The 23,578-nt window shown below is 56.6% G+C and carries 20 protein-coding genes and 1 tRNA gene; 7 read left to right on the top strand and 14 right to left on the bottom strand.

Going from position 1 to position 23,578, the window contains the following annotated elements:
* The first annotated feature begins 128 nt into the window (after positions 1-128).
* Complete coding sequence (locus tag ACZF99_RS08665) at positions 129-983, top strand: helix-turn-helix domain-containing protein (RefSeq protein ID WP_483610857.1); 855 nt, start codon at positions 129-131, stop codon at positions 981-983.
* Here the strand turns inward: ACZF99_RS08665 and ACZF99_RS08660 are convergent.
* Positions 965-3,859: a glycosyl hydrolase 115 family protein gene (locus ACZF99_RS08660; protein ID WP_483610855.1), complete on the bottom strand. Its 2,895-nt coding sequence runs from the start codon at positions 3,857-3,859 to the stop codon at positions 965-967. The two genes, ACZF99_RS08665 and ACZF99_RS08660, sit on opposite strands and share 19 nt — an antisense overlap.
* A 224-nt stretch (positions 3,860-4,083) precedes the next feature.
* Positions 4,084-4,168: transfer RNA gene (locus tag ACZF99_RS08655), tRNA-Leu, on the bottom strand.
* Positions 4,169-4,328: 160 nt separating this feature from the next.
* Here ACZF99_RS08655 and ACZF99_RS08650 point away from each other — a divergent pair.
* Entirely contained in the window at positions 4,329-4,796 is a 468-nt protein-coding gene (locus ACZF99_RS08650) for a YhjD family protein (RefSeq protein ID WP_483610853.1), read from the top strand.
* 64 nt (positions 4,797-4,860) lie between these two features.
* Here the strand turns inward: ACZF99_RS08650 and ACZF99_RS08645 are convergent, their stop codons facing one another.
* The 6 genes from ACZF99_RS08645 to xpt form a co-directional block, all read right to left on the bottom strand.
* Positions 4,861-5,562 carry a B3/B4 domain-containing protein gene (locus ACZF99_RS08645; protein WP_483610851.1) on the bottom strand — a complete coding sequence of 234 codons (702 nt, stop codon included), beginning with the start codon at positions 5,560-5,562 and terminating at the stop codon, positions 4,861-4,863.
* 177 nt (positions 5,563-5,739) lie between these two features.
* The gene (locus ACZF99_RS08640) at positions 5,740-6,558 is read right to left on the bottom strand and encodes a MerR family transcriptional regulator (protein WP_483610849.1); all 819 of its coding nucleotides are present in this window, start codon (positions 6,556-6,558) and stop codon (positions 5,740-5,742) included.
* 122 nt (positions 6,559-6,680) lie between these two features.
* Positions 6,681-7,025, bottom strand: coding sequence for a carboxymuconolactone decarboxylase family protein (locus ACZF99_RS08635; RefSeq protein WP_483610847.1), 345 nt, complete (start codon positions 7,023-7,025; stop codon positions 6,681-6,683).
* Between the two features lie 78 nt (positions 7,026-7,103).
* Positions 7,104-7,319, bottom strand: coding sequence for a hypothetical protein (locus tag ACZF99_RS08630; RefSeq protein WP_270406205.1), 216 nt, complete (start codon positions 7,317-7,319; stop codon positions 7,104-7,106).
* Positions 7,320-7,800: 481 nt separating this feature from the next.
* Positions 7,801-8,133 (bottom strand): hypothetical protein, encoded by a 333-nt coding sequence (locus ACZF99_RS08625; RefSeq protein ID WP_178022909.1) that lies wholly within the window; start codon positions 8,131-8,133, stop codon positions 7,801-7,803.
* A gap of 101 nt (positions 8,134-8,234) precedes the next feature.
* On the bottom strand, positions 8,235-8,807 hold the full coding sequence (gene xpt, locus ACZF99_RS08620) for a xanthine phosphoribosyltransferase (RefSeq protein ID WP_483610844.1): 573 nt from the start codon (positions 8,805-8,807) through the stop codon (positions 8,235-8,237).
* Positions 8,808-9,102: 295 nt separating this feature from the next.
* On the opposite strand from xpt, the gene ACZF99_RS08615 reads away from it, so the two are divergent.
* A complete protein-coding gene (locus ACZF99_RS08615; RefSeq protein ID WP_483610842.1) occupies positions 9,103-10,149 on the top strand; it encodes a YkvI family membrane protein in 1,047 nt (348 codons plus the stop codon).
* Positions 10,150-10,192: 43 nt separating this feature from the next.
* On the opposite strand, the gene ACZF99_RS08610 is transcribed toward ACZF99_RS08615, so the two are convergent.
* From ACZF99_RS08610 to ACZF99_RS08600, 3 genes are read right to left on the bottom strand one after another with little or no spacing between them, the layout of a single operon-like run.
* Positions 10,193-13,396, bottom strand: a complete 3,204-nt coding sequence (locus tag ACZF99_RS08610) for an AAA family ATPase (protein WP_483610840.1) — start codon at positions 13,394-13,396, stop codon at positions 10,193-10,195.
* A complete protein-coding gene (locus ACZF99_RS08605; RefSeq protein WP_483610838.1) occupies positions 13,393-14,745 on the bottom strand; it encodes a metallophosphoesterase family protein in 1,353 nt (450 codons plus the stop codon). Before ACZF99_RS08605 ends, ACZF99_RS08610 begins: the two co-directional genes overlap by 4 nt.
* 35 nt (positions 14,746-14,780) lie before the next feature.
* Positions 14,781-15,902 carry a glycosyltransferase family 4 protein gene (locus ACZF99_RS08600; RefSeq protein ID WP_483610836.1) on the bottom strand — a complete coding sequence of 374 codons (1,122 nt, stop codon included), beginning with the start codon at positions 15,900-15,902 and terminating at the stop codon, positions 14,781-14,783.
* Between the two features lie 168 nt (positions 15,903-16,070).
* Here ACZF99_RS08600 and ACZF99_RS08595 point away from each other — a divergent pair, with 168 nt between their 5' ends.
* From ACZF99_RS08595 to ACZF99_RS08580, 4 genes are all read left to right on the top strand, one after another.
* Positions 16,071-17,513, top strand: a complete 1,443-nt coding sequence (locus ACZF99_RS08595; RefSeq protein WP_483610834.1) for an RsmB/NOP family class I SAM-dependent RNA methyltransferase — start codon at positions 16,071-16,073, stop codon at positions 17,511-17,513.
* A gap of 124 nt (positions 17,514-17,637) precedes the next feature.
* A complete protein-coding gene (locus ACZF99_RS08590; RefSeq protein ID WP_193415011.1) occupies positions 17,638-17,733 on the top strand; it encodes a sporulation protein YjcZ in 96 nt (31 codons plus the stop codon).
* 144 nt (positions 17,734-17,877) lie between these two features.
* Complete coding sequence (locus tag ACZF99_RS08585) at positions 17,878-18,462, top strand: DUF2087 domain-containing protein (protein WP_483610832.1); 585 nt, start codon at positions 17,878-17,880, stop codon at positions 18,460-18,462.
* A 138-nt stretch (positions 18,463-18,600) separates the two neighbouring features.
* Positions 18,601-19,839 (top strand): MFS transporter, encoded by a 1,239-nt coding sequence (locus ACZF99_RS08580; RefSeq protein WP_483610830.1) that lies wholly within the window; start codon positions 18,601-18,603, stop codon positions 19,837-19,839.
* Between the two features lie 63 nt (positions 19,840-19,902).
* Here the strand turns inward: ACZF99_RS08580 and ACZF99_RS08575 are convergent, their stop codons facing one another.
* From ACZF99_RS08575 to ACZF99_RS08565, 3 genes are all read right to left on the bottom strand, one after another.
* A complete protein-coding gene (locus ACZF99_RS08575; RefSeq protein WP_483610828.1) occupies positions 19,903-20,715 on the bottom strand; it encodes a Cof-type HAD-IIB family hydrolase in 813 nt (270 codons plus the stop codon).
* Positions 20,716-21,227: 512 nt separating this feature from the next.
* Entirely contained in the window at positions 21,228-22,001 is a 774-nt protein-coding gene (locus tag ACZF99_RS08570) for a pseudouridine synthase (protein ID WP_483610826.1), read from the bottom strand.
* Position 22,002: 1 nt separating this feature from the next.
* Positions 22,003-23,541, bottom strand: a complete 1,539-nt coding sequence (locus tag ACZF99_RS08565) for an RsmB/NOP family class I SAM-dependent RNA methyltransferase (RefSeq protein WP_483610824.1) — start codon at positions 23,539-23,541, stop codon at positions 22,003-22,005.
* Positions 23,542-23,578: the final 37 nt, after the last annotated feature.

Raw genomic sequence — 23,578 nt, 5'->3', positions numbered from 1 at the left:
AATGACGTTAATAGAGGAGTAAACAGCAGCAAAAAAAATATGCTATTATAGCATTAAATCAACAGAATGAAGAGTGCGTCATTTCTGAAGAGGATAAGTTAGCCCAAGACAGCAGAAAGGATCTTCCTATGATGAACAGTAGTTCCTATGCACATACCATGGATACTTGCCTGGCCATCGCCCATAAACGTTCTACCGGGGATGCCAGCTATTCCTATCATCGTCATAGCTCCTGTGAGATTTTTCTGTTTTTACAGGGAAATGTTCGTTTTTATATTGAAAAGTTTTGCTATAAATTATCGGCGAATGATTTGATCATCCTTAACCCGAATGAAATGCACCGCATTGTTTGCGATGACGAGTCCCTTTATGAGCGAGTTACCATTAACCTGGAGAAACATTACATCCATCAGTTATCCCACCCTGGCATAAATTTATCGGCATGCTTTTACCAGCGTCCCATCGGCAAGAACAATATATTGTCTATGACGACGGATCAAGTTCAGGAATTCCTTCATTTAACCAAAAGTTTGCAACATACTGTAGACCATAAAGAATATGGTTATTCGATCAAGCGGGATGCCTATGCCTCTCTTCTTCTCCTGTTTGTTCACAATCTGTTTTGTCATAGGACAAATTCGTACACCAATATTATGCCAAACTACATTCTTGAAACGATGCAATATCTCGAACAGAATCTGGATAAACGTCTAGACCTTGCTCTACTGGAGGAGAAATTCCGTTTAAACGGGCGTTATTTGAGCCAGGAATTCAAAAAGCACACAGGAATTACCCTGCGTGCTTTTCTCCTGGATCGCAAGCTGGCCCGTGCCAAAACCCTATTGTTAGAAGGCAAAAATGTGACGGAGGCCTGCTATTTATCCGGTTTTAATGATTATGCTAATTTTGTGCGCACCTTTAAGAAAGCAGAAGGAATATCCCCCGGGAAGTATAAGCGGGCTTATCATGCTTTTCTGACATAATAAGTCTCTGGCGGTCCCAAATAGCTCTCGTCAGGTTTCTTCCCTGCCAAATGGATGACCAGCTTCTCAAGTACAAATCCGGGACTCACCGCATAGATCCTAAGCTTGTTCAGTCCGGCGCTGCAGGTGGCCGTATGACGATGGTAACGAATATTGTCCAGTACTCCAGCAGCCCATTCGAACCCTAAATCTCCTACTTGTTGGCCTTTGGGGATCGAATTATTTACAGCAATCTGTCCGTCATTCACTTGAATTCCATAATATATCGTATTATCTACGGTCACCGGATTGGAGGGCTGCATATACAATTCTACTTCATAGGTCCCGGCTTCATGAACAACAAATTGGTATTCCAAATACGGCGCATCTTGACCTGCGGTAAAATACCGGGTAGTCGGAAAGACCTTCATGGCCGACAAAGTCTTGCCATATCCCTCAATCACCTGAAAGCCTGCTGCTGTTTCTCCTTGCCCGACATCAGATTTTGCAAAATAGTGTTCAGCTTCGATGGAAATATAGCCGTGGGTATTCACGTACGTTTTTTCCGGTAATCCGCTTAACTCAGGCTGCTTGGCATCTACAATAATCGTGCATTTTCCTTTAGGTATTTTCACTATAATATTAGCTTCGGTTTCCTGGTTCATTTTGCTTCGGTCAATGCGCACCCTGATCTTTTCCACTGTTTTGGTGTTTCCGCCCAGGATTCCCTTATAACTGGAACAGGATAACCATGGAGCTTCGCAAACCATCTCGTAGGGAGCATCCAAGTCGCTCAAGCTGCTAATGGTTAAGGAAGCCTCCACAATATCCGGATTTTTGAAGTCCTTCAAATAAAGTGTATGGGTATGCCAGCTGCTGCCCTCCGAACGCTGTGCGGTACCGTCGATCGAGACTAACAATCTTGGCTTCCTGACAGGCATGACTTGCATTAGAACTGGATATCTGCTTTCCTCTTCATTCCATTGCGTGAAGCCGATATGCTCGGACAAGCCCATGCCGTACCATTTCCCGTCAGCCAGGGTGTGATATTCGTCCACAAGTTCTTGATCCCTCTGCATACAAGCTCTGATTTGCTCTGCCAGTTGATTCGCTTCCATACAATTCAGCTTTGCCGCATAATGATTTTTGCCGGTCAGCAGCTGCATTTTCTGCAAATTCAGGTTTCCGATAGCCGGATAATACACCAAGGAGAAGAAGCCGGGCATCACCTCGTCATCCATCTTCCTGTATAACTCATCGGCCAGATCCATCAAGCGGTCAATCTCGGCCAGCAGGTTATCGGTCTCCTGATAATGAACGGGATGATAAACCTCCGCATTCATGGCTTCAGGTCTACGATTATGGGCAATTTTGGTGTACCCGTTCAGAATAGTTTGAATTTTTTTCAGATCGATCTCTTCGAATCTTCCCCCAAATTGCTTCTCAACCCAAAGCCGTGTATATTCATCCGTCTTATTGATAGCACTTGTTCCCCACTGATCAAAATCATAGGCCAGATCCAAAAAATAAGCTAAAGGGAATTCTTGCGTGCCAATGTCACCTACATTGACTACCCACAGATCACGGATTCCAAAATCATAGGCTGTGCTCATCTGCTCCCATATTTTCGGTAAATAGGAACTGTTAATCCACTCATAGGATATCGGCCAGCCATGATAGTCAAAATGATAATACATGCCGTAGCCGCCCTTATGCGAACGCATTTCCTCGGTCGGCAAGGTCCGCAAGTTTCCGAAGTTATCATCGCAAAGCATCAGAATAACATGCTCCAACTCTTCCGAGCCAATCAAGCCGGGCGTCTTATCATCCCCATAGAAGAAGGGTTCCACCTCTTTGTACAACGCCAGCATTTTGGGCACTTGCTCCAGATCAGGGTTCACATGCTCCTTGATCAGACGGTTTTGTGTCCGCAAAACATCGCGAAGCAGGTCAATATTGTCGGCAAGAGTGGAATCCTTGCCCATAATCGAAGTATCCGCCTCGCCGCGCATCCCGACGGTGATTACATTTTCAAACTTTCCGCTTCGTTTCAGACCATCCGCCCAAAAACGGGTGATCCCTTCTTCATTGGTTCTAAAATTCCATGCATCGCCATAAATGGAGTCCTTCCCCCGTAAGTACTTGTACTCCTCTCCCTGACGCAGACATGGTTCGTGATGGGAAGCGCCAATCACGACCCCGTACTCATCCGCCAGTTCCGCATTGGCAAGCCCAGGGCCATCGTCGTAAAATCTTGCCGACCACATCGCCGGCCATAAGTAATTCCCTTTCAGACGAAGCAGCAGTTCAAATACATGATCATAGGCCTTCGCATTGAATCCGCCAAAATTGTGATTGCACCAAGTTCCAAAAGCAGGCCATTCATCATTAATGAAGAAACCTCTGAAACGGACCGACGGCTCTTTTGAAACAAACCGGGAGCTATGCTCCAAGACAACTTCATTCTGGCGCTGCGGCTTGACACCGTTCCAATCGACAAACGGCGAGACCCCCAGTACCTCTGACAGATGGAACAGACCGTAGATCGTCCCTCTCTTATCACTGCCGGCGATCACAAGCGCTTTATCTACTCCTGTCCAAGGAGCGTCGATAATCTGAAATAAATACGTTTCATTCTTTCCGCGAATCTCTTCCGTATCGATGATCCCCTTCTCCGCCAGATTTTCCAGAACGGGACTGCGATCAAGGGTTCCATAGATCACCGCACAGGAGCTCAATTTATTGAATTCCTCAGATGAGGTTGGCCTAATGCCAAAGACCAATTCTATATCATGCATCACCTTGTCGGCAATTTTGTGAACCCCGCTGTACGCCTCCTTTTCATGAAGAAAAAATGCGCCTCGACTCAATACGCTCCGGTTAATTGTAAAGTCCATGTCTTCCTCCTCTAATCTTAATTCTCAAATTATCTATCTCGACTTCATCATACATTCATTTCACAACATTTTCATTGCGCTAATCATTAAATTTATTGCTCGGAATTCAAACATCGCACAATCTTTCAGATCACTGAAGCGGTACCTTGCAAATTACGAATATGCAAAAAAGCTCCTGAATTTCCGCTACAGGAAACTCAAGAGCTTGTTCATTGTTAGATTGATGCGGTCGAGAGGACTCGAACCTCCACGGGGGGTTAGCCCACACGGACCTGAACCGTGCGCGTCTGCCAATTCCGCCACGACCGCATAATGGGTATCGAGCAAAAATACATTTTGCAGCGACAAGATAGATCATACCACGCCCTGCATTGAGAAGTCAATGGAAAAGTTTCATGGGACCCCTTGATTAAAAACGTTGCGCTAGGGTATGATAAGAACATAAGTTCGCGTAAAGGAGTGTTGTTCCATGGCCGTTCCCGGCATCAAGGAAGAAGAACTGGCGCTCATCAAGAGCGCGCTGCTGCTCGGTTTCTTACAGAAGGTATTCGAGCGGGACGCCCGAATTCTCGAACAAAGCGGGCTGCTGAAGAGCCCGGAAGCTTACGTCGATCTCATCCGCGGCGGCGAGCGCCGTGTCGCGTTGGTCCTCTCGGAGATTCAAGGCAAATTCCGCGAACGGAACATTGAAATCGAACGGATTCGTCAAGACGAGAACGGCATTCAGGCGGACTACCGCTGCCGGGGATACCATGGCAAGATGCGGATTTTGTGGGCCGGCTTGCAGCGTGAGGTGTCCACCCGGATGCGCGCTTATCTCGGCAGCGGGGGCGCCTCCGCCAAGGAGCGGCTATCCTCCGAAACCGCCAGCCGGGAAGCGGCGACGTCTCCTCCCCTGCAAGTTGCGGCAAAAAAGGGACCCTTTAAGTGGCAATGAATCCCCTCTTTTTTATATAGCTGGAAGAGGTAGTAAAAATGAGATCAACATGTCAAGAAATCGTTTAAACATTAAACATTCTATTTTCAGAATCAACCCAACCTGTCTGTACCTTGCAATTGAAATATCGTTTCAGCAAAGTTGCAAGTTCATCTTGTGCGGACAAAAGCTGTTCTTTATTGGCATGCTCAAAGCCATCAATAGGGAATATTACGCTATTGGTTCCACTAGTGATCTTACCTAGTTCACTTTGTCGCCAAATCCATCTTCGAGTACGAACAGAATGCCCGGTAGCATATACGATCTCACCAATATCCATCCGCTCGCCTGCGGTTTCGCCAAATGGGATAAAGATATCTCCCTCTTGAGAGAGACGAACGTAAAAATCCTCGTTAGAACTGTTAAGATCATGCGCACCAATGGGAACTTTATATTTTAATGAAATGGCATTTCCCAAATCAACAATAGGATTTATAGATGGAAGACCCTTCCTTTTGGAGATTCGGGTCAGCAATGCCTCTATTGAGCACATATATTTGTTGGGATTTACATCCATTGCGCGAAATGCATTCCGATAACAGCTGATTTCCTCGCTGTTCTTTACTTCTTTGTTTGCAAAATCATTTTCGCAACACAGGATCCTTTTTTGCAGCAGTTCTTCGATTTCAGGTAACTTCTGCGTATTATCAATGCCAGATGCCGAAACTACTGCAAAGCAGACATCATTCAGAACTTGAAAAACCCCCGGTTGAACAATAAATTTCACGACAACTTCCTCCTTATGGGTTAGATTACAGTTTTTATGAAGAGCCACAGACACCATGAAGAGCACTTTCCACCGGGCCCAAAATGGATGATGTTTTTCACCTATTCCTTTCTTCAGACCTAACCTTCATTTCTCTCCTTTATATGAAACACAATAAACCCTCCAATAGTTGGAGGGTCAAGTTGTTGTATATGGAATTTGTATTTCAGTAGTCAATTTGGTAGGATCGTTGGTGAGTCCGTAATCTATTAAAGCAAATTCAAGTGAATCACCTGCAAGAATATACCCCTTTTGTTCCATGTACTGAAACATTTTGACGTAGGCAGGCTCCGCATCCTTGTGTGTGCCATGAAAGCGCAGCGTAAGATAACATCCCCCCGGCAGACAACATGCCTCTTTCACATCATCATCCCCTGGCTCAAGAACAACAAAAATGGCAGAAAATTTATCAAAATTCCGTTTCAATAGATTTTCGGATGAAATCGAGACACCGACCTTTCCGAGAAACATAACGGAGTTGAGAGAATTCTTTTGCTCCAATTCTCGGATAGGATGTTCCAAATCTTCTGCAACGGAGATTTCTTTCTTCAGCATGACAAGCGTTCTATCGTTCAGCTTGCGTTCTTCTATTCTGCCATATTCAGTTTGTGAGGCATCTTCAATTTGCAGAATCCTCCTGTGAATCTTTTTTTCTATCCGATCCAGTCGTTTCCGCTCTTCATCTACCTGTCTTTTTTGTTCCATTAGAATTTCAAGCATTTTTTTATCGTCGCGATTTTCAAAAAACTCGCGGATTTTGGGAAGCGGAACATTTAAAGAGCGAAGATAACGGATCGTATTCAGGCACTCAAATTGGCGTGTAGAATAATACCGGTAACCATTTTCTTCATTGATAAACTCCGGCTTCAGCAAGGATATTTTGTCGTAGTGCCGAAGCAGGCGGACATCTATATTAAACAGTTTGGAAACTTCTCCTATTGAAAATAGTTCATTCATAATGCACCTCTTTTTTATGTATGGATAGGCAGCGGCGGCGGGCGATGGCGCCTTCCCGGCAAACCCAGCAAAAAAAGAGACCCTCCAAGGTGTGGTCCATACCCTGAAGGGCCCTTTCTCCGTTATTGCACAGGCAGCGAGGACAAAGCCTGCTGCACGCGGGTTACACCCTGCGACAACGCGTTGCCGGCCAGGGCCGCGGAAGCCACGGCGACCGTTTCCAAAATCTCCGCATCGGTCGCTCCCTTCGACTTTGCCTCCTCGGCATGGTAGAACGTACAGATTTCGTTATTGGTGGACAAAGCGATCCCGAGCGCGATCAACTGCTTCGTTTTAGCGTCCAGCGTGCCGTCCGACAGGCTTTCGCCAGTGAACGTATGGTACGCTTCCGTTATCTTCGGCAAGGCTTCCCCGAAACGGTTGATCTCGTCTTTGTAAGCTTTTATTTTATCGCTGACCAGCGACATGGCGGAACATCCTTTCCTGTAGAGGATATCTGCAAAAACGCTCACTTTATACGATGTCCCGACCCGCAAAAAATATGCTTAATCCAGCGGCGAAATCCTAGGCTCGCTCGCAGGCTGGTAAATGTAATTGCGATCCAGCTTGACCACGTTGCGGTTCGGCTTGCGGATTAACACGTGCGTGTCGTCCCAGGCCACTACGATCCCCCGCACATCGTTTTCCGGAATGCCGTCGCGTACGACGCGCACTTTTTCTCCGGACAGCCGGTATTGATCCAGCGCTTCATCTGATATCATCGAATTTCCCACCTCCTGATTTAGGGAACAACCTCTATTATACTAGTTATCCTCTGCAATGCCGCTTTGCACCATTATCCCTTTTGTTCAGTGTGCATGGATCGAGGTTGGTCGAAGCGAAGCCACCGGACGGATAGCAGGGACAGACGCGTTAGAAACGAAAAACGGGTTTTTAATCCAATCCGATCCCATCCGACAGCGGTAACGCCATCCTATCCGCCTCCAGCCTGACGCATAGGCTTAAGTCCGTCTCATGATCGAACCGTTCGGTTTCGCCGCCAAATTTCTTCTTCGAGTCGGTCTTGTTCTCTGCTACCTGATTAAACGGGATTATCGTTCAAAGCCGGACAGCGAGGGTTGACCTGACGCCAAGCGCAAAAAAAGCCCCGCCGGCGAACCAACGGGACTTCGAATGCCTACATCAACCGGTACGGCGCCGCCGTTAAGATCAGGCCGCTTGCGGAATCAGCACGGTAACCGCTTATCGCGAAGCATGCTCCCGGCTGTCATTCGTTTCGAACCAGAAATCAAGCACTTTTGCCGACATGACCCTCTGTTCCAAATACCCTACCTGTTGCGGACTGAACTGTTCCTTCCAGGGCACCTCGAGCTCTTGGCACAGCCCGGCTATCGTCAACAATTGCGACCATGCTACATAGCGTTTGTACCAGAAAAACTGGGGATGTTCAAGCATATAGGGATAAAGGTCATCAAACTCGGTATGTTTGCAATCCAGGGCACGTTCAAAAGTAACCTTCGCTTCGGACAATTTCGAAAGAAAAAACTCCGCATCTACTGCCAATTCTTTCCCCATATTTTAAGCCTCCTCTCCCTAGTAATCCTCATTATAGCGAAAAAAAAGGGGCCTGCAAAGGATTAACCGAAATTTGGCACCTTTTTCTTTGCCCCTTTGTCCTAGTCGGCAAACGTAATTCGGCCGCCCTCCAGGGAAGTGATGCGCGCCAGCGTCTCGAGCCGAATGCCTTGGTCGCGAATCGCCTGCGCACCGGGCTGAAAGCACTTCTCGATCACGATCCCCGCCCCCACCAGCTCGGCTCCGGAACGGGCGATGATTTTGATTAATCCCCGCGCGGCGTCGCCGTTGGCGATAATATCGTCGATGAACAGCACCCGGTCGTTCTGCCCAAGAAAATCGCGCGACACCAAGATGTCCGTGACAATGCCTTTCGTAAACGAAGGCACCCGTTCGCACAGCATGTCCGGCTCGGCCAGCAGCGTTTTCTTCCGCCGCGCGAACACGAGCGGAACGCCCAGTTCGTAAGCGGTGGCAAACGCCACGGCAATCCCCGACGACTCGACGGTAATAACACGGGTGACGCCTTGATCGCGAAACCGCTTGGCAAATTCCCGGCCCATCCGCATCGTCAGTTGCGGATCGACCTGATGATTGAGCAGTCCGTCAAGCTTCAGCACCTGGTCCGAGACGATGACCCCTTGCTCTACGATCTTTTGTTTTAACAACTCCATCTGATTTCCTCCAAAGATCAAAATCATTAATTCCGGTTCATCCCCGATGACATTTGGAACAACCTTAACGAACCGTATTGCCCTTATTTGCTCATTTCCCGGCCATTTCCCGCTGTAACGGAACTGAGAGACCTTATTGGGCAATTTTTCGTACTTATTTCGCAGTGGTTGCTCCAAATAAGGTCTCCACGTTCCACGACTCTTTGGACGACTTCGTTCCTAGGTTTAAGTCATGTCCCGTTCTTGGACAACATACCCTGTACTATATATAGCACAAGAACCGGGGGGAAAACCATTGAAAAATGCCGTAAAAGTTCTGCAGATCGCCTTCACCTATATCGGCACCGTCGTTGGCGCCGGCTTCGCGACGGGACAGGAAATTCTTCAGTTTTTCACCCGGTACGGCAAATGGGGCGTATTGACGATTCTGTTGTCGACGCTGCTGTTCGTCTGGCTCGGAACCAAAATGATGCTCCTTGCCCGCGACATAAAAGCCGCTTCTTATGAAGATCTGAATCGCCGCCTGTTTGGAGAACGGATCGGCAGGGCGCTCAGCCTATTTACCTTGATCGTGCTGATCGGCGTCAACAGCGTGATGCTCGCGGGAGCCGGCTCCGTATTTATGGAACATTTGGGGCTTCATTATCAGACAGGCCTATGGATCACCTTGATTTTCACCTATCTTCTGCTGGGCAAGGGAATTAAAGGGGTGCTGCAGCTCAACTCGATCGTCGTGCCGATGATGCTGATTTTGTCGCTCGCGATCATTTCGAATACGGCCGGTTCGCCGGGAGCGACTCGCTTTTTGACGAGGGAAACCGATGCTGCGCTGGTGGCGGCCTGGGCGTCGCCGTTGATGTATTCCGCCTTTAACCTGTCGATGGCCCAGGCCGTGCTCGTACCGATCGGCAGTCATACCGAAAGCCGCCGCGTCATTGTTTTGGGCGGCATTCTCGGCGGGCTGGGGGTAGGTTTTATGTTGATGGCGGGGCATTTTGCCTTGTCGGCCTACATGCCGGGCATCGTGCAATACGAAATCCCGATGGGCAGCATCGCGCAGCAATTGGGGACAGCCATTCAGCTGATTTACGTCCTGCTCATCTTCATGGAAATCTTCAGCACCTTCGTCGCCGACGTATATGGCGTGACGCTCCAGTTGCAGCAGAGAATCCAGGTGCCGCCGATGCTGATTTCGGTTACGATCTTATTTATCTGTTATATCACCAGTCAGTTCGGCTTCAGTTCGCTGCTATCCGTACTTTATCCCGTATTTGGCTTGTTCAGTTTGTTATGGGCGCTGATGTTGGGCTTGTACCGGCGAAAAGAAAACCCCGGGGGCTAAGTCCTAAGCCCCGGGGGTCTTCGATAGTTGCGATTCCCTGCATTTATGCCTGCATTCGCACAATATTTGCCGCCGGCAGCAGCGCTTGGACACGGCGAACGACATGCTCATGGCAGGTCATCATCAGAATCTGCTGGCGATCGGCCACTGTCCGCAGCACCGACAACGCCCCTTCCAGGCGGCCTTCATCAAAGTTGACGAACAGGTCGTCGAGCAGCAGCGGCAGGGGGCTTTGTCCCGAGACCGCTTCGGACAAGGCCAGCCGCATGGCCAAATACAACTGCTCCGCCGTACCCCGGCTAAGGAACGCGATTTCGATCGGCCCAAGTTCCGTATGCTCGGCCATGAGCTCCTGCGTGCCCATTTTCATGACGATGCGCCGGTAAGTGCCGCCGGTCATTTCCGCAAAATACCCCGAGGCGGCCTGCAGCACGGCCGGCTGCCGCTCCTCTTCGTAAACCCGGCGCGCGCGGCCGATCAACTCATGGCATACGGCCATGACCGCATACTGGTCGAGGCGGTCGATTAAAGCCGCCCGCTGTTCCTCCAACTGCTGCATTAGATCGTCCCGCTGACAACGAGCCGCTAAGCTTTCCTGCTCCTGCAGCAGGCGGCCGCGTTTTTCCTGCAGCTGTCCAAGCAGCGCTTCCGCTTGCGACAATTCCTGCTCCGACGTCTCCAGCCGCTGCCGGAGCTCCGCTTCCTCGGTCGTTTGCAAGAGACGCTCCAACTCGGCCCGCTTGGCTTCGTTCAGGCCGGCGAACAACATCAGTTCCAATTGGCGAAGATCGCGTTCCAAAGCCTCCCGCCGTTCCCTCGCGGCGCCCCGCCGGAGCAGTTCCTCGCCGTCTGCGGCGCCGGCTTCGGCGAGCAACGCCCGCTCCGATTCAAGCACCTGACGCAGGCGGTCGTCCAAGCGCTGACCTTCCTCCTCCAGCGGCAGCAGCTTGGCGGACAGCTGGTCCAACCGGCTTTGCGCTTCAAGCGCGCTTTCCAGCCGGGCCAGCGCCGCTCGCAGCACCGCACTCGCCTGCAACCCGGGCTTTGCCTCGTCTCCATAGGCAAGGCATTCCTGCTCAAACCGCTCATTCTCCGCGCGCAGCGCGGCCATCTTGGCCGCCAGACCGTCGAGCCGGGCCAGCCAATCCCGGCCTTGCTCCGCTAGCCGGAACACGTCCGACGCCGCCTCCGGGGACAAATCGGCCGACAATCTCCGCTCCGTCAGCCACGCTTCCCACTCCCCGGCCAGCTCCGCAAAGGCCGCTTCGCGCCGGGTCAGCTCGCGATGGTTGGCCGCAAGCTCGTCCCGGGCAGCGGATGCCCGGCTAAGGGCGGTTTCCGCTTCGCCCTCCAGCGCGGCATGGCGCTGGTCCCAGAGCAGCCAGGCCTCCATTAGCCGGCGCAGTTGCCGCTCCTCTTCGTCCCAGTCCAACGGACCGGACGAAGAGGCGGCCCCGCTGCGCGACCGGGAAGCGGCCGCGGCGCTTTGCGGATGGCGGACGAGCCGGGACAGCAACGCGCCGAGGCGCGCCTCCGGGCCGGCGTCCTCGGCGCCGAACGCGGCCGGACCGGGGCGCATGCGCCGTGAGCCGGCCGCCGGCGCGCTGCGGAAGGCGGCCAGCGCTAAAGCGGCGTCCAGGCCAAGCAGCACGACGGCCGCGGCCGCGGCGCCCCAAGGCGCATCCGCCGTGAGCCACAGGATGGCGGGCAGCGCCGCCGTCAGCACGCCGCAGCCGGCGAGCAGCTTGCGGTACAGCGCCCGCATCTGCGCCGCGGCCAGCGCCTTGGCATCCGCCGCCCGCTGCTCGGACGCCAGCCGGCTCACGCCGTCCCGCCAGCGGTCCAGCTCGCCGCGCAGCTCGGTCCAGAGCGCGCGGATGTCGCTCGGCTGCTGCGGGACGAGCATGGCGAACTGCCGCCGCCCCTCCGCCGCGCTGTCCTCGACCCGCGCGACCGCCGCCGCGGCGGTCTTCTCCGCGGCGGCCGCGGCCCGCTCCAGCTTGGCGCGCTCGCTCCGCAGCAGCTCCATCTCCTTGTCGTACGCGGCGAACCGCGACGCAAACCGGCGAACGCTCTCCCGTTCGCCGACCGTCCCGGCAAAAGCGCGCAGCTCCGCCGCGCCCCATGCCGGGTTGATGCTGCGCAGGCACTCGGCCAGCCGGCCCTCGAGCTGGAGCGCCTCCGCCGCCAGCTCCGCGAGCTCGCCCTGCCGGGCCTCGTAGCCCGGCAGGCGGCCGGCCAGCTGCCGCAGCGCCGGCTCCTGCGCCAGCACCGCCGCATCCGGGCGGTGCCGCGCCAGCTCCGCCTGCAGCGCCTCCCGCCGCCGGGCCCACTCGCCGCGCTCCAGCTGCAGGCGCTCGCGCTCCGCCTGCAGCGCCTGCCAGCGCGCCGCGCCCTGCGCGGGGAAGCGGGCGACCGGCGGCAGCGCGGCCAGCTCCGCGCGGATCGCCTCGCGCTGCAGCCAATCGGCCCGGCTGTCCGCCGCCTTCTGCAGGCGGGCCGTCTCCCGGCCCCGCTCCGCGCGGGCCGCTTCGGCTTCCGCCAGCTGCGCTGCCAGCCGCTCCAGCTCCTCCAGCACGTCGTTGTAGCGCGGCAGCAGCGCTTTGGCCGCCTCGGCCTCGCTTTCCAGCCGCTCCACCGCCTGAAGGAGCTGGGCGATTTCCTGCGTCCGCCCGCGCGGGCGATACAGCTTGTCCATGTCCTGGACCAGTCTTTTCTCCCCGCGCAGGACCGCGGCCCCGCCGCCGATACCGGCGTGGAACAAATAGCGGCTGAGCTCCTCCGACTGCAAAGCGCCCACTTCCTGCAGCTCCGTCAACGACACGGCGAACAGCTGCTTGAACATCGCTTTGGACATGCCGCCGAGCAGCTCCCGCTGCATCTCTTCCTGCGTCGCCTCACGCACTTCGCCGCGCACGTCGCTGCGCGTGATCCGCAGCCGGTCGCCGCGCGTGCCGGGCAAATTCCGCCCTTCCGGCGGCTGCGCGTAGCGCTCGATCAACCAGCGCGCCCCGTCGTCGCCCAGAATCGTCAGCGCCCCGCCGTGCGTCCCGCCCCGCAGCGGTTCATACCGCTCGGCCGCCAGCGCGCGGGAAGGAATGCCGAACAGCATCGCCCGGACGAAGCCAAGCAGCGTGCTTTTTCCCGCCTCATTGGGACCGTACAGCACCGTCACTTGGCCGGGCAGCTCCACGTCCAGCCCGTTCAGGCGGCCAAAGCCGCTGACCTGCATCCGTTCCAACTTCATGGAGCTCCTCTCCCTTCCCGCAGCGGCGGCGTCTCCTCGTTCAGCAGGGCAGCCGCCAGTTCCTCGGCCCGGCGTAATAAATCCAGCCTAGCCGCCGGGGCCAGCTCCGTAAGCAGCCGGCGAAGTCGGCGGTTGTCCGAGAGCGGAGCCAGCGCGGTGCCAACCAGTTCCTCCACGCATTCGGGCTCAGCCGCCGTTCGCTTGCCCAGCCGAAACAGTTCGCCAAGGAAGCTGTCTTCCGACAGCAGCCCTTCGCGGTCCAGCTCCATGCCGGTCTCGAGCTTAAAGCCTGCCGGCCAAACGATCCCCTCGCCCGGCAGCAGACCGTCCGCATCCGTACCCGTACCGAAGCCGGCTCCCTCGAGCCGTTCACTTTCCTTGCGCCGCAGTTCCTGCAGCAGCTCGGACGCTTCCGGTCCGGACTGAAGCAGCGGATGCAGCGGCCCCCGTCCGGTAAACGTTAGCCGGACCACCGTGATGCGGCCGGGCTCGGCTTCCCGCAGTTCGTCCAGCCGTTCCTCCACGCTCGCCTTCCACGCTTCTTCGGTGGCCAACCCGTCGATCGCAAGCTTGCTTTCGAGCCACAGCACCTGATCGAGGCGCCGAAACGACAACTGCGCTTCCCCGTTCTCCGCCACCTCGACGAGATAACAGCCCTTCGGGCCGGTCTCCTTCAAGCTGCGTCCTTGAATGTTGCCGGGGTATACGACCCACGGCGACTCGCAGAGGATCTGCCGCTTATGGATATGCCCCAGCGCCCAATAGTCGTAGCCCGAGGCCTGCAGATCGCGGAGCGAGCACGGCGCGTAAGCGTCATGCCCCTCCTGGCCGTCCACGTTGCCATGCAGCAGCCCGATGTGGTAGAGCGACGAGCCCGGCTCGCGCCGGTACTGCAAGGCCAGATTGTCGTGCACCGCCGGAGCGGGATAAGATACCCCGGTCAGCACCGCGACCGGCTCCCCGTCCCGGCGCCGGACGGCGGTTACGCTTTGCGCCCGAGGGCCGAACTCCGTGACATGCCCGGGCAGCGCCAACCGCAGCCTTCGGCCGGACAAAGGGTCATGGTTGCCGCGGATCAGATAGACCGGGATACCGTGCTTTCCCAGCTTGTCCCAGCCTTCCCGCAGGCGGAGCTGCGCGCGCAGCGAGGAATCCGACGCGTCGTAAATATCCCCGCCGATCACGACGAAATCGACGGCTTCCTCGACCGCAAGCCGGACCAGCCGGTCAAATGCGGCGAAAGTCGATTCCCGCAAAAACCCGCGCAGCCGATCCGGCACCCCGGACATCCCCGAAAAGGGGGTATCCAGATGCAAATCGGCCGCGTGAAGAAAACGAAAGGCTTCCATTCGTGCAACAACTCTTTCCTTATGTGAATTGCAGGTTACTTGAATTGCAGATACAGCTTTTTCAGCTCGTGCACCACCCGGTTCAGCGAGTATTGGGCTTTGGCCTTCTCCGACCCGGTGCGGGCCAACTGGTAACGGTAATCCGGATCAACGATGACCTTCTCCAGCGCCTCGGCCAAGCCCATCGCATCCTCCGGCGGCACCAATAGCCCGTTTACGCCGTCCTCGATTTGCTCGGCAATCCCGCCGATCCGCGTTCCGACGAGCGCCAGGCTGCAGAGCGCGGCTTCGGCAAACACGGAACCGAACGCTTCCGCCCGGGACGACAGCACAAAGATGTCGAAGAACGGCATGAATTCCTCCGGATGCAGCGTGTATCCGTAAAATATCGTCTCGTCATAAATACCCAGACGTTGCGCCAGCTGCTCCAATTCTTGGCGAATCGGACCGTCGCCGATGATGTGCAACACATAGTTGTGGCCGCGCTTCTTCAGTTCAGCGCAGGCGTGCAGCAGCGTATCCAGCCCTTTGGCCGGCACGAGGCGGCAGACGGTCACCAATTGGGCGACTTCGTTGTCGTGGGGAATCGGCTTAAACCGCTTCTCGTCAAAGCCGTTGGGGATCACGCCGATGGCCGCGGGATCGTCCACGTAAGGCGCCAAATAGTCGGCAAAAGATTGCGATACGGTATACAGCCGGTCGGCGCGATGCTCCAGCTCGCGGTACAGCGAAGTGAGGAAACGGTGCTCGGGCCCGTTCTCCCGGATGCGGCCGTTCAATATCAGTTCTTTTTCATAACTGGAGTGAATGCTCTGGATGACCGGGGTTTGCGGGAACACTTCTTTCATCGCCAGCCCCGCGATCGGATGATGCGCATGGATCAGATCGTAGGGTTGCTTCAACCGCAGCTTCGTCCACCACAAGTAGTCGCGGTACGTCTGGACGTATTTTTGCACGATCGGGCTCTCCCCGTACTCCTGCCAATCAAAGGTATGAAATAGGACGGGATCGCTCCCTTTGGAGCGGATTCGTTTCGGCAGCGAAAATAATTCCATCTCCCAATGGGGAGGATTAAACCGGTCTTGCAGGTACGGAATCATCGACGATACGCCCCCGGGCTGTTCCGGCGGAAAAAATAAAGCCTGCAGCAGTTTCATTGCGGTTCTCCTTTGCATGTCGTTTACGATTTTACGATAAAGACCGTCTCTTTTTCCATTATGCCATAGGCAGGAAGGAACATCCATTCCCCTTTTGAGAATAAAAAGCGATATGATAAACTGCTGAAGTGAGACGGATCATCCGGCCCAACGGAAGGAGCAGCAATTATGAATATCCCATCCCTGCCGGCCGCTTATCGGGAAGCGGTGACGGCCATGCTCGGCCCGGACGAGGCGGAGGCGTTTTTGGCAAGCTATGCCGCGCCCCGCGCTTACGGACTGAGACTTAACGCTCTTAAAATCGACAAAGCCTCGTCGGCTGCCGGCAGGCTTGCGGAGTTGTTCGGCTTGCGCCCGGTGCCTTGGTGCGGGACGGGCTATTATTACGAAGAGTCGACCCGGCCGGGGAAACATCCCTACCACGCCGCCGGACTATATTATATTCAGGAGCCTTCGGCAATGTCCGCCGTGGAGCTGCTGGACCCGCAGCCCGGGCATACGGTGCTGGACCTGGCCGCCGCGCCCGGCGGAAAAACGACCCAAATCGCCGCGAAAATGGCCGGACAAGGCCTGCTGATCAGCAACGAGATCCACCCGCAGCGCGCGCGCATTCTGGCCGAAAACGTGGAGCGCCTCGGCATCCGGAACGCCGTCGTGACGCAGGCGGCGCCGCCGGCGTTGGCGGCCCGCTTCCCGCTCGCCTTCGACCGGATCATGCTGGACGCCCCCTGCTCGGGCGAGGGCATGTTCCGCAAGGACCCGGAGGCGATTCGCGAGTGGTCGCCGGATACGGTGGAGCTCTGCGCCGCGCGGCAGTGGGACATCCTGCAGGACGCGGTGGCGATGCTGAAGCCCGGCGGGAGGCTCGCCTACTCCACCTGTACGTTTAACCGCCGCGAGAACGAGGATACGATCGCCCGCTTGCTGGCGGCCTATCCTTTCCTGACGCTGATCGCCGAGAAGCGGATCTGGCCGCACCGCGAGCAGGGCGAAGGCCATTACGTCGCCCTGATTGAGCGGGATAATGCGGAGAAGGACGGCACGGCAGCCTATGGCAGCGGCGGACGCAGCGGCGCCAGCGCGGTAAGCGGCAGCGGACGCGAACGGGAACGCGGGCGTGGGCGCGGGGGCCGCTCCGGCGCGGCGGAGCGAAACGCCGCCGCGGCCTGGGACAGCTTCCGCGCTTGGGCGGCGGACGAGCTGCCGGCCTTCGCGCCTCCCGCCGGCGGCACCCCGCTTCTGTTCGGCGAGGCGCTGTACCTGCTGCCGTCCGGCGGCGGCTTGGCGCTGACGCCGGATCACCTGACCGGCCTGAAGGTTCCGCGCGCCGGGCTGCACCTCGGCGACGTCCGCAAAGGCCGGTTCGAGCCCGCCCATGCGCTGGCCATGGCGCTTGACGCGGCCGAAGCCGCCCCGCGCCTGTGGACGCTGGGCGAGGATTCGCCCCTCGCCGCCGCTTACTTGCGCGGCGAAACGCTGGAAGTGCCCGCCGACTTGCGCGGCTGGCACCTCGTGACCCTTGCCTGCGGCGGCGGACAATACCCGCTGGGCTGGGGCAAAGCCAGCGGCGGGCAGTTGAAGAACCACTTGCCCAAGGGGCTCCGACATTAATTCATTACCGCGCCCAATTGTCCCCCATCCGGACATTCGTCCAGACCGGGCCCTCCCAGCCAGCATACAATACACTATCTCGTGATTAACGGGAAACCTATCCTGACGCAAGGGAGGAATAACAATGGGTGAAATCTACGGAGGAGGCTTCACTTCGACGGGAGCTATTCTGGTGCTGTTCATCTTGCTCGTTATCGTTTCCCGTACCCTTCTGGTATAAAATGCCACGGCATGCCTGTACAAGCGGCTGGAATCCTGCCGGATTCCGCCGTTATTTTTTTGTCTTTCCCTTGACAAAGAGAAGCGGTCCATGGAATAATACGATCATCTAATTATACAATCATCGAATTAGTGAGGGATGATTATGCAGCTGGACCGGTTGGTCAATTTCCATAAAGCGGTGGGCGATGTCACCCGCATCCGCATCATCGCGTTGCTTCAGAACGGCCCCCTGCACGGTCAGGCGCTGGCGGGGAAGCTTGGCGTCACGCCGCCGACGATCACGCATCACATGACCAAGCTGCGGGAAGCCGATTTGGTTTACGAGCGCCGCGACAAGAATACGATCTATTTTTACTTGAATGAAAAGAGCCTCACCCTTCAGGCCCAAGCGATCCTGAAAATCGGCAAGGCGCTTCCGGCGGCCGAGGACAAGCACGAAGACGCGGCTCGCAAAGCCGCGGTCCTGGACATCTTCTTCAACAAAGACGGCACTTTGAAACATTTGCCGGCCCAACGCAAGAAGAAGCTGATCGTGCTCGAACGCCTCGTCAAGGGGCTGGAGCCGAACCGCAAGTATTCGGAGAAAGAAATCAACGAATACATCCAGAATTTCCATGGAGATTACGCCACGATCCGCCGTGAGTTTATCATGAACCATTTCATGTATCGCGAAAATGACATTTACGAGCTGAACCCGCCGGAGCTCTGGGGCAAGAGCACACCTTGATCGCGGCGGCCTGAGTTCCCCGAGCAATGAGGCATCGCCTTTCGCCTCGTTGCCTTTTTTTGCCCAACTAATTAGATATATGTTTAATTAGATGGATGTAATATTTACTTTACCTAAAAAAAGGAGTGTCCTCTTCAAATGAATTCTCTGCGGATCCTGCGCCAGGAACCATCCTACCGCCGCCTGTTTGCGGCCGGGCTCGTCAACGGCATTGGCGACCGGTTCAGCCAGGTGGCGATCCTTGGCTTGTTATTATCGCTGACCGGCTCGGGCCTGGCCGTCGGGATTACCTTTGCGGTCCGCCTGTTCCCGTACCTGGTCTTCGGACCGCTTGGCGGGCTGCTCGCCGACCGTTTCTCCAAAAAAACGATCATGGTCTTCACCGACGTCGTCCGCTTATTTTTTGCGCTAACTCCGCTCCTGGTTCGCGATTCCGGAGACGTCTGGATCATCTATGTCAGCGCGTTTGCCTTGTCCGCCGGGGAAGCCGTCTACGCCCCGGCCCGCATGTCGTTGATCCCCCGGCTGGTGCGCCGGGAACACCTGTTGGCGGTAAACAGCCTGGAGCAGGCGATGGTCGGCTTCGTGCTGATCGGCGGCTCCGTCACGGGCGGCATTCTTGCGGCCGCAGTGGGCGGGCAGGTGTCGTTTGCGCTTAACGCGATATCCTTCCTGATCTCCGGTCTGCTGCTTCTTCGACTGGACCCAGCCGGGCAGCCCGCGGTTGAGGAAGCGGGGGCCGTCGAGGCGAAGCCGATGCCGAAACCGGCGTTCCGCCGTACGCCCGAGCTGCGCCGGCTGGCGGCCCATTCTTTCTTTTTGCGGATCATGCTGGTCGTGTTCGCCGTCTGGCCGATCGGGGACGGGATATTTAACGTGCTCATCAGCGTATATGCCGCCGAGGTGTTCCATATGGGGGATATCGGCATCGGGCTTCTCTATGGGGCGCTGGGGGCCGGGATGCTGGCCGGCTCCGGGCTCGCCGGCAGAATGGCCCGCCGGATGCGAACGGCCGCCGTCCTGGCATTGCTGCTTGAAGGTATATTTCAAATAATGATCAGCCAATCGCCTTCGTTCCTCCTGCTTTTGGGACTGCTTGTCTTATCGGCCGTCATCACCAGCGTGGGCAACGCTTGCAACGAAACGGTCCTGATGCAGCTGATCCCAACCGAATGGCAGGGGCGGTTCTTCGGCGGACTGGCCACCTTGCAAAATACCGTGATGGGCGCCGTCATGCTTGCCTCCGGTTTCCTGCTGGAAGCCGTGACGCCTAGAACCTTGGGGCTCTCCGGAGGATTGTTTCTCGCCTTGCTTGGCTTAGGGCTAAGCCTGGCCTGGCTGCTGCATCGCCCAAGGACCGTTGAACATTTCCGATAGCAAAAAGACCGCATCCATTTCGGGTGCGGCCTCCTTCATCATCCTTTAGATCTCAGCTAGATCTCAGCGCAGTTGCTCTTCCAATACGTATTTTTCCAGGGCCTGCCTCACGCCTTCCTCATTGTTCGAGGCCGTCACGGCATTGGCCGCCGCTTTCACGTCCAGCGGGGAATTGTCCATGGCTACCCCCAACCCAGCATATCTGAGCATCGTCAAGTCATTATAATAATTGCCGATCGCCATGACATTTTCGGCCGGGATGCCGCGCTTTTCGGCCAGCTTTTGCAGGGCAGCGCCTTTGGACGCCTCCTTATGCATCAAATCGATGAAGAAATCCCCGCTGCGCAGCATATTGAACTCCTGCGTCCACCGGCTCCAGTCCGCGTATACGCGATCCAACTGGTCCATTTCGCCGGCGGCGGTAAATTTCACAATCGGTTCGCTAAAATCGGCCCAGCCCGGCATATCCTCCGGCTCCATCAGAAACTGATGGTACATGTCCAGCGCTTCCTTGGTGAGCCCCGCCGCATTTTCCACATACAGCGCAAAGGTGGTATTCACGTCAAAATGGACGTTGTTGCTGCGGCAATACTCCATATACGATTCCAACCCGTGCGGATTCAATGGGAATTCATGGACAATTTCCCCGGTCCGCACGTCGACCGTCGCCGCTCCGTTATGGCAAATGACATAACCGCCCAGTCCAAGCTTGCGCATATAGGGAATCGAGCTCCGGGGAGCCCGGCCGGTACATAATACGAACTCCGTGCCTTGCTCCGCAATGGCCCGGATCGTTTCGATCGTTCCCGGGGTCAGCACGTGGTCGTCGGTGAGCAGGGTGCCGTCTACATCCAAAGCGATCAGTTTATATTTCATGTGTGGTGGTCTCTCCTTTCTTTCTCAACCCTCCCCATCTCTCCCTTACCGTAAGGGAGGGGGCCCGAGGGCCTGCTGCCCTCTGGTCTCCCGCAAAGGGGAGGAACGCGGGAGTGCATGAGGCGCTCCCGCACGCTCTCCCCTCCGGGGATTCGCTTACCTTGGGCTCGTGGAACGCTTTTCCCCCTTCGGGTACGTCTTACTTTGGGCGCTCCCGATCAACCTGGTAAACCGTGCTGCTCATCCCTGCTCCCGTCGGCGCACCCGGGCGGGCAAGCGTGATGAGCCGCTTGTCGCCCTACGGGCACGCTCTACATCGAGCGCTCCTGCATGCGGCGACTGCAATGTTTCGCCTATTTCCTTCAACTTCGTGCAGGTAGGACGCTCTCCCTGCGGGAATCGCTCACTGCTGTGCAAACCGCTGGTTTGTTGGGGGCTACTGCGTGCTTCTTGGCTTCATGCCAGCAACCCGGCGCTCTCCCTGCGGGAATCGCTCACGGTAGAGCGGATCGTTAATTACTTTTTAAGGCAGGGCTTTTATACGTACGCAGCGACTCCAGCTCGGACTCGGTCAACTCGCGGAAGGCGCCGAGCGGCAAGCTATCGTCGAGGACGAGCGGGCCCATCGACAGGCGTTTCAGGTAGGTGACCCGAGAGCCGACGGCTTCGAACATCCGCTTGACCTGATGGAATTTCCCCTCCGAGATGGTCAATTGGATGCGGGAGATGCGGGTACCGTCCGCTTCGGCACCGCGCTCCAGCACGGTCAACTCGGCTGGCATGGTGACGTAGCCGTCGTCGAGCTCGACGCCCTCCCGAAACCGGGAGGCTTCCTCGTCGCCGACATGGCCGAGGACAATGGCCTCGTAGGTTTTAGGCACATGCTTGCGCGGGGACAGTAAGTCGTGGGCCAACTGGCCGTCGTTGGTCAGCAGCAACAGGCCCTCCGTATCCTTGTCCAACCGGCCGACCGGAAACGGGGAAAACACCCGAAACGCCGCCGGAAGCAAATCCAGCACGGTTTTCTCCCGCGTATCCTCAGTGGCCGAGATGACGCCCGGCGGCTTATGTAGCATCAAATATACGAACTCGCGGTAAAAGATCCGCTCCCCGTCCAGCTCCACGACATCGGCACCGGGATCGCACTGAATGCCGCTGTCCTTGACGACCGCACCGTTGATCGCGACCCGGCCTTGTTTGACGTATTTTTTAATCTCCGATCGGGTTCCATAGCCGAGATGGCCCAGAATTTTATCCAGTCGTTGCGTTTTTTTGCCGGTACTCATGTTACGTCCACCTCCACCCGGCGGGATATTCGTTCTTCAGCAACCCATCCTGCCATTTGCCCCAGCCGAGTGAATAGCGGTCGACCGTAACCAGAACATATCCCTTCAGGCTGGCGCCCTCGCGGCAGCGAATCCGCTCCGCTCCAACCTGCAGCGTTTCTCCCTTCAGATATCGGACCGCTTCGCCGTCCGATGCGGGCAAATCCAGCACCCGAACCGCTTCCGCCGGAGATAACGCCGTTGCTAAAGGCTGTCCGGGCGTTAACCGCCCGTTCTTCACGGTTCCGACGTACCAGCCCGGACGGACCACCTTTAAACCGTCAAGGCGCTCTTTCCCCAGCGGCGACAGGTAGACGTTCCCGCCAAACAGCAGCGGTTCCCCCGGCAGCTCCACCTCGTTGAGATGCTCCCGGGCAAAGACACGCCAGCTTTCCAGCAGTTCCCGCTCGTTCGCTCCATTGGGCACGCGCCCGGCGCCGGGGCGGGTCCGATGGCCGTGACGGGAATCCCGTTTGCTCCGGAATGAGCCGTCCCCATCCGGAGAGCTTGCCCCATTTCCTCCGGTTTCCTCCCGAGGCTCGACGCCCTCCTGCCGCTCCAACACGGCGAGAAAATGCCCCTCGCCCTCCACCTGATGCGGCCAAAGCCGGCCGCAGCCGGCGGTTTGCGCAGCGACTTCCGGCGGATACATCCGCCCGCCTCCCCGCTCGTTCAGCCATGCCAGCCAGTCCGGCCGCCCGGGAGAGATGCAGGGGTCCGGCCCCAGCGGCACAACCCGGAACTCCGGATGCTCCATCAGGAAATCCGCGATCGTCGCCTCGTTCTCCTCCGGCGCAAACGTGCAAGTGGAGTATACGATTCTTCCGCCCGGCGCCAGCAAAGACGCGGCCGATTTCAAGATTTCCCGCTGCATGCCGGCATATTTCCGAACCCATTCCGGTTCCCACTGCCGGGCCATATCCTCGTCCTTCCGAAACATGCCCTCGCCCGAGCAAGGCGCATCGATCAGAATTTTATCGAAAAAATACGGAAACGCCCGCGCGATCCGCTCCGGCGACTCCGCCAGCACGACCGCGTTCCGGACGCCGTACAGCTCGATATTTTTGGCTAGAGCTTTGGTCCGCTCCGCATTAATATCGTTCGTTACGAGCATGCCGCTGCCCCCCAGTTTAGCCGCGATTTGCGTGGACTTTCCGCCCGGGGCGGCGCACAGGTCGAGCACCCGCTCCCCGGGAACCACGTCCAGCAGCTCCACGGGCGCCATGGCGCTTGGTTCTTGAATGTAATACAGCCCGGCATGATAATACGGATGTTTGCCCGGCTTGCTCCGCTCTTCCACATAGTATCCCGTGTTGCACCAGGGAATCGGCCGCAGTTCGAACGGCGCAACCTCCCTGAAGGCAGCCGGATCGATTTTCAGCGTGTTGACGCGGATTCCCGCAAACCGGGGATCGTCATAAGACGCGTAAAAAGCAGCATATTCCGTTCCCAGCAGCTCCCGCATGCGTTCCAAAAATACCTTCGGTGGTTGTACCGCCATGCCTGTCCCATCCATCCTTCGTATCGGTCAATTATCG

It is taken from the genome of Paenibacillus sp. JL3B1040 (assembly GCF_057063165.1).
This window is presented reverse-complemented; position numbering and strand designations above follow the sequence as displayed.

Bases quoted from the DNA above. Each gene is read 5' to 3' on its own strand.
- ACZF99_RS08665 (WP_483610857.1), top strand. From the start codon at position 129: ATGATGAACAGTAGTTCCTATGCACATACCATGGATACTTGCCTGGCC.
- ACZF99_RS08660 (WP_483610855.1), bottom strand. From the start codon at position 3,859: ATGGACTTTACAATTAACCGGAGCGTATTGAGTCGAGGCGCATTTTTT.
- ACZF99_RS08650 (WP_483610853.1), top strand. From the start codon at position 4,329: ATGGCCGTTCCCGGCATCAAGGAAGAAGAACTGGCGCTCATCAAGAGC.
- ACZF99_RS08640 (WP_483610849.1), bottom strand. From the start codon at position 6,558: ATGAATGAACTATTTTCAATAGGAGAAGTTTCCAAACTGTTTAATATA.
- ACZF99_RS08635 (WP_483610847.1), bottom strand. From the start codon at position 7,025: ATGTCGCTGGTCAGCGATAAAATAAAAGCTTACAAAGACGAGATCAAC.
- ACZF99_RS08630 (WP_270406205.1), bottom strand. From the start codon at position 7,319: ATGATATCAGATGAAGCGCTGGATCAATACCGGCTGTCCGGAGAAAAA.
- ACZF99_RS08625 (WP_178022909.1), bottom strand. From the start codon at position 8,133: ATGGGGAAAGAATTGGCAGTAGATGCGGAGTTTTTTCTTTCGAAATTG.
- xpt (WP_483610844.1), bottom strand. From the start codon at position 8,807: ATGGAGTTGTTAAAACAAAAGATCGTAGAGCAAGGGGTCATCGTCTCG.
- ACZF99_RS08610 (WP_483610840.1), bottom strand. From the start codon at position 13,396: ATGAAGTTGGAACGGATGCAGGTCAGCGGCTTTGGCCGCCTGAACGGG.
- ACZF99_RS08605 (WP_483610838.1), bottom strand. From the start codon at position 14,745: ATGGAAGCCTTTCGTTTTCTTCACGCGGCCGATTTGCATCTGGATACC.
- ACZF99_RS08600 (WP_483610836.1), bottom strand. From the start codon at position 15,902: ATGAAACTGCTGCAGGCTTTATTTTTTCCGCCGGAACAGCCCGGGGGC.
- ACZF99_RS08595 (WP_483610834.1), top strand. From the start codon at position 16,071: ATGAATATCCCATCCCTGCCGGCCGCTTATCGGGAAGCGGTGACGGCC.
- ACZF99_RS08590 (WP_193415011.1), top strand. From the start codon at position 17,638: ATGGGTGAAATCTACGGAGGAGGCTTCACTTCGACGGGAGCTATTCTG.
- ACZF99_RS08585 (WP_483610832.1), top strand. From the start codon at position 17,878: ATGCAGCTGGACCGGTTGGTCAATTTCCATAAAGCGGTGGGCGATGTC.
- ACZF99_RS08580 (WP_483610830.1), top strand. From the start codon at position 18,601: ATGAATTCTCTGCGGATCCTGCGCCAGGAACCATCCTACCGCCGCCTG.
- ACZF99_RS08575 (WP_483610828.1), bottom strand. From the start codon at position 20,715: ATGAAATATAAACTGATCGCTTTGGATGTAGACGGCACCCTGCTCACC.
- ACZF99_RS08570 (WP_483610826.1), bottom strand. From the start codon at position 22,001: ATGAGTACCGGCAAAAAAACGCAACGACTGGATAAAATTCTGGGCCAT.
- ACZF99_RS08565 (WP_483610824.1), bottom strand. From the start codon at position 23,541: ATGGCGGTACAACCACCGAAGGTATTTTTGGAACGCATGCGGGAGCTG.